Below are 6247 nucleotides of genomic sequence, written 5' to 3'. Positions count from 1 at the left end.
AGTAGCGTTGTCCAAGGTCAAACATCTTAAAAAGAAATTAAGGTGGTTATAGCGTTGGGGATCCACCTCTTCCCATTCCGAACAGAGAAGTTAAGCCCAACCACGTCGATGGTACTGCGTAAAAGTGGGAGAGTAGATAGCCGCCGTTTTAGTCAGGTCGAAAGACTGAAAAGGTAGAAAGGAATCAATCGAAAGGTTGGTTCCTTTTTTTGTTTTATGACTATCCATAAATACATTATTTGTTTTTGATTTATATTAATTTTGTGGACTAAGTAACAACTACTTGTGGAATAATTCCACGAAAGTATTTTTTATTAAAGAAGCAGCTCTATCTTGTTATAGGTTTATGTCGTTAATATTTAATAGTATAGCGTTTTTTAACAGATTGTATTGAACAATGGTACGATTATTTCATTCTTACAATAGAGAGATAGAACAATAGAATATTTAAATGTCATTTATAGATATTAGTAATGGTAGGAGAAAGATTAGTAAAAGGAAGTATCGTATTAGTCGCCCTTTTAATGCTGGCAACAGGTTGTCGTAAAAAAGAAGAACCGTTGCGTCCCCTTGTCATTGTAGACAAGCCTCAGAAAGAAGATGTGCAAATATTTGGTGAATACGTAGGACGTATCCGTGCAGCGAGTTATGTAGAGATACATGCCCGTGTAGAAGGTTACCTCGAAAAGATGTTATTCGTAGAAGGTAAACAGGTAAAGCAGAACGAGCCTTTGTTTATAATCAATTCAGCACTCTATAAGGCCCGTGTAGAAAAAGCAAGAGCACAGTTGAAGAAGAATGAAGCGCAGGCGGCAAAAGCCAAAAGAGATGTGGAACGTTTGCAGCCCTTGTATGAACAACATGCTGCCAGTCAGTTGGATCTCGATAACGCATTGGCTTCTCTGGATGATTCAGAAGCTAATATAGCTATGAGTAAAGCTGACCTCGACCAGGCACAGCTGGAACTCGGTTATACAACTGTAACTTCCCCGATTGCCGGATATATCAGTGAACGTTTTGTCGATGTCGGTGCCTTAGTTGGTCCCGGTGTTAATTCAAAACTGGCTGCTGTTGTAAAAAGCGATACGGTATTGGTTGATTTTAAAATGACAGCACTGGATTATTTGCGTGCTGAGCGTCGTAATATTAAATTTGGTGAGCAGGATACAACCCGTTCCTGGCAACCGACCGTCACTGTAACCCTTGCCGATAATTCAGAATATCCGGTAAAAGGAATTGTTGATTTCGCCGATCCGATCGTTGATCCACAAACAGGAACTTTCGGTGTACGTGCAGAATTAGCTAATCCGAATCAGAAATTACTTCCAGGACAGTTTACCCGTGTGAAACTATTATTAGATGTACGTGAACGTGCAATCGTTGTTCCCCGGAAAGCTATCTCTATTGAACAAGGTGGTGTTTTCATTTACATTATTCGTCGTGATAATGTTGCGGAGAAACGTTTTGTACAGACAGGACCGGAAATAGGTAATAATATTGTTATCGAGCGTGGTCTTGGTGAAAATGAATCCGTCGTTGTAGAAGGTTATCATAAGTTAGTTCCCGGTATGTTGGTTCGTCCGGTTCAGGCTGGTGATGATAAAGCAGTCGAAGCATATAGAGAGGAGGCAGGAGAATGAAACCGGGATTCTTTATAGATCGTCCCGTATTCTCGACTGTACTTTCTTTATTAATTGTTATTGTCGGGATTATCGGATTGATGTTGTTGCCGGTGGATCAGTATCCGCAAATCACGCCACCGGTTGTGAAGATTAGTGCCTCTTATCCAGGTGCCAGTGCCTTAACGGTGTCGCAGGCTGTAGCTACACCGATCGAACAGGAATTGAACGGTACTCCGGGTATGATCTATATGCAGAGTAGCAGTAGTAATTCCGGAGGTTTGACTATTACGGTCACTTTTGATGTGTCGGCAGATGCCGACCTGGCTGCTGTAGAAATACAGAATCGTGTGAAACTGGCAGAGTCGCGTCTTCCGTCCGATGTCGTACAAAACGGTATCACGGTGGAGAAGCAATCCGCCAGCCAGTTGATGACATTGAGTTTGAGTTCGGATGATCCTCGCTTTGACGAAATTTACCTGAGTAACTTTGCTACGATCAATGTGCTCGATGTTCTTCGCCGTATTCCGGGAGTGGGACGTGTATCGAATATCGGTAGCCGTTATTATGGTATGCAGATATGGGTATATCCCGATCGTCTTGCCAATATGGGATTGACGGTAAAAGATATCCAGAATGCCTTGAAAGAACAAAACAGCGAATCGGCAGCCGGTGAGTTAGGAAAACAACCCGTTATCGATGTCGATGTCACTATACCTATTACGGCCCGTGGCCGTCTTTCGACAGTGAAGGAGTTTGAGGATATTGTCGTTCGTGCTAACCAGGACGGTTCTATCGTCCGTTTGCGTGATGTTGCCCGTATCTCATTGGAAGCCTCTTCCTATTCTACTGAAAGTGGAATAAATGGGGAGAATGCTGCTATCCTCGGTATTTATATGTTACCGGGGGCTAATGCGCTGGAAGTTGCTACCAACGTGAAGGAAGCTATGAAAGAGATCAGCCAGAACTTCCCGGAAGGGCTGGAATATAAATTCCCGTTTGATATGACGGAATATATTTCACAATCTATCCATGAAGTTTATAAGACATTGTTTGAAGCCTTGTTCTTGGTTGTATTGGTGGTATTCCTGTCGTTGCAGAACTGGCGTGCCGCTTTGATTCCGACTATTGCTGTACCTATTTCTTTGATCGGTACTTTCGGATTCATGTTGATCATGGGATTTTCATTGAATATGCTGACCTTGTTGGGATTGATCCTGGCTATCGGTATTGTGGTGGATGATGCTATTGTAGTAGTGGAAAATGTGGAGCGTGTAATGCATGAGGAAAAACTGACACCCCGCGAAGCTACCCATAAGGCAATGCATGAGTTGACCGGCGCTTTGATTGCAACTTCAATGGTACTGGCTGCCGTATTTGTCCCTGTAAGTTTCCTGAGCGGAATTACCGGTGCGTTATATCGTCAGTTCTCTATAACGATTGTCGTTTCAGTATTACTTTCAACGGTAGTAGCTTTGACATTGAGCCCTGCAATGTGTGCCTTGATCTTGCGTCCGACAACCGGAAAGAAGAACTTCGTGTTCCGTAAAATCAATATTTGGTTACATAAAGGAAATAATAAATATATCCATTTGTTGTCAAAGGCTATCGGGAATCCCAAACGGATATTGGCAGGTTTCGGTATGGTACTTGTTTTCATATTTGTACTGAACCGTTTCATTCCGACCAGTTTTATCCCAGAAGAAGACCAGGGCTTTTTTACAGTGGAATTGGTAATGCCCGAAGGAGCAACCCTTGAGCGTACCCGTAAGGTGACCGACCGTGCTATCGAGTTTTTGGAGAAACAACCGGCTGTGGCTTATGTGCAAAACGTAACAGGTAGCAGTACTCGTGTGGGAACGTCACAAAGTCGTTCTACCCTTACCGTTATCCTGAAACCCTGGGAAGAACGTAAGTCTTCCGGTATGGGGGTTGAAGATGTTATGGAAGTAGCCCGTAAGGAATTTGAATATTATCCAGAGATATTAGCTTATCTGAACCGTCCGCCTGTTATTCCCGGACTGGGAGAAAGCGGAGGCTTGGAAATGCAGCTGGAAGCCCGTGGAGAAGCCAGTTGGGAAAATCTGGTAAGTGCAACCGATACTTTTATGCTGTATGCATCGAAGGCACCGGAACTGACCGGTGTGTCTTCTGCTCTGCAACCGCAGATCCCCCAATTATATTTTGATGTGGATCGCGACCGAGCTAAATTCCTAGGTATTCCGCTGACCGATATCTTTTCGACAATGAAAGCTTATCTGGGATCGGTGTATGTGAATGACTTCAATATGTTTAATCGTATATATAAGGTCTATATTCAGGCAGAAGCGCCTTACCGTGCGACTCCGGAAAGTCTGGGATTATTCTTTGTAAGAGCACAGAATGGTTCGATGGTTCCTTTGACTGCGTTAGGTACGACAAGCTATACAACCGGACCTGGTACGATCAAGAAGTTCAATATGTTCTCTACGGCTGCAATCAGTGCCGTGGCCGCACCAGGATACAGTTCCGGAGAGGCGATGGCTGCTATGCAACAGATCGCCCGCGAACATCTGCCGGATAATATCGGTGTGGAATGGAGTGGATTGTCTTATCAGGAAAAGAAAGCCGGAGGACAGACTGGTATGGTACTTGCACTTGTTTTCCTGTTCGTTTTCCTTTTCCTGGCAGCACAGTATGAAAGTTGGATTGTACCAATTGCTGTATTGTTGTCGTTGCCGGTTGCTGCCTTGGGAGCTTATCTGGGGATTTGGGCTACCGGATTGCATAACGATATCTATTTCCAGATTGGGCTTGTTACCTTGATTGGTCTGGCGGCAAAGAATGCGATCCTGATCGTAGAGTTTGCCAAGGTACAGGTGGATGCAGGTGTCGATGTCATCAAAGCGGCCATTCATGCTGCTCAGATGCGTTTCCGTCCCATTTTGATGACTTCCCTGGCTTTTGTATTGGGAATGCTTCCAATGGTGTTGGCTAGTGGGCCGGGTTCGGCTTCTCGTCATAGTCTCGGAACCGGAGTATTCTTTGGTATGCTGGTGGTTATTACTGTGGGAATTGTGCTGGTTCCGTTCTTCTTTGTCTTTATTTATAAAGTAAAGAAGGTATTGAAACTGGAGAAGGTTAGCCAGATTATTCCGAAGGAGAAAATTCTCCGGAAGAGAAAGCTGTTTCTTTTTATTGCAGTTGTGACGGTTGCGTTGGTTTCGCTTTCTTCTTGTAAGTTAGGGGAAAAGTATGCCCGTCCGGACTTGAATCTTCCGGTCCGGTTTGAAGGAGAATCGGATACTCTTTCCGTAGAGAACATTCCTTGGGAAAGTCTGTATGCCGATACAACTTTGCAACGGTTGATCACAACGGCCTTGGAGAATAATAAAGATATGAAGATCGCAGCTGCCAAGATCAAAGAGATGATGGCTGCCAAACGTATCACTTTTGCCGAACAATTCCCTGAAATCGGAGCACGTATTTACGGACAGAAGGAGCGTTTGAACTATGGCGGTGATAATCCGAAACCCGATCCTGAATATGGGGCAAAGCTGACCCTCTCATGGGAACTCGACTTATGGGGAAACCTGCGTTGGGCGAATGAAGCCGGTATTGCTGCCTACCTGCAATCGGTAGAGGCCCAACGTAGCCTTCAACTGACTTTAGTGGCAGAAGTGGCCGCTGCTTATTATGAATTGTGTGCTCTCGACCGGCAGTTGAATATTGTTCGTCAGACGTTGGAGGCTCGCCGTGAAGGTGTTCGTTTGGCTAAACTTCGCTTTGAAGGTGGTTTGACATCTGAGACATCTTACAACCAGGCATTGGTAGAGTTGGCCCGTACAGAAACGCTTGTTCCCTCGTTGGAACGTCAGGTCAGGATAAAGGAAAATGATATATCCCTTTTGTTGGGAGAATATCCCGGCTATATTCCCCGTGGATTATCTCTTGGCCAACAACGTTTACCCGATGCATTGCCGGTAGGGTTACCATCTGCTTTATTGGAGCGTCGTCCCGATATGCGGCAAGCGGAATTGAAACTGCGTGAAGCCAATGCCAAGGTAGGAGTTGCCTATACCGACCTATTCCCGAAGATCAGTCTGACAGGAAACTTCGGTATTGAAAGTGAAGAATTAGGCGACCTGTTGAAGAGTCCGGCCTGGTTCCTGGCGGGCGACCTGCTTCAACCGCTTTTCGCAATGGGAAAAAACAAGGCAAAGCTAAAAGCCTCGAAAGCCCGTTACGAACAGGAAGTTTACAGTTATCAGAAGAGTGTGATCGGTGCCTTTAAAGAGGTAAACGATGCTATTATCACGATCCGCAAAGCAAAAGAGATTCGCTTCTCTCAGGAGAGATTGGAGTCTGCGTCTGCTAAATATGTTAAGCTGGCAGAACTGCAATATATCAATGGAGTAACCAATTATATCGACGTATTGGATGCACAGCGTGGATATCTGGATGCCCAGATCAGCTTGAATAATGCCGTACTGAATGAACTACTGGCGGTAGTCTATCTTTATAAAGCATTAGGGGGAGGATATACTCTTTCTCATGAGGTGACAGATTAGTTCTTGAAGATATTATCTTTATAAAGTAGTAACAGGTTTTTCTGTGGAAAGTACCTGTTACTACTTTTTTTATTTGGA

2 protein-coding genes and 1 rRNA gene are annotated in these 6247 nt (G+C 44.5%); all 3 read left to right on the top strand.

Going from position 1 to position 6247, the window contains the following annotated elements:
- Positions 1-38 precede the first annotated feature (38 nt).
- Positions 39-149 (top strand): 5S ribosomal RNA (gene rrf, locus BQ7394_RS16555).
- A 324-nt stretch (positions 150-473) separates the two neighbouring features.
- On the top strand, positions 474-1640 hold the full coding sequence (locus tag BQ7394_RS16550; protein WP_075558437.1) for an efflux RND transporter periplasmic adaptor subunit: 1167 nt from the start codon (positions 474-476) through the stop codon (positions 1638-1640).
- Positions 1637-6169, top strand: coding sequence for a multidrug efflux RND transporter permease subunit (locus BQ7394_RS16545; RefSeq protein ID WP_075558436.1), 4533 nt, complete (start codon positions 1637-1639; stop codon positions 6167-6169). Before BQ7394_RS16550 ends, BQ7394_RS16545 begins: the two co-directional genes overlap by 4 nt.
- The last annotated feature ends 78 nt before the right edge of the window (positions 6170-6247 follow it).

Source organism: Parabacteroides timonensis (assembly GCF_900128505.1).
Classification (GTDB): domain Bacteria; phylum Bacteroidota; class Bacteroidia; order Bacteroidales; family Tannerellaceae; genus Parabacteroides; species Parabacteroides timonensis.
Note: the sequence above shows the minus strand (reverse complement) of the source record. Positions and strands in the feature narration are given on the sequence as shown.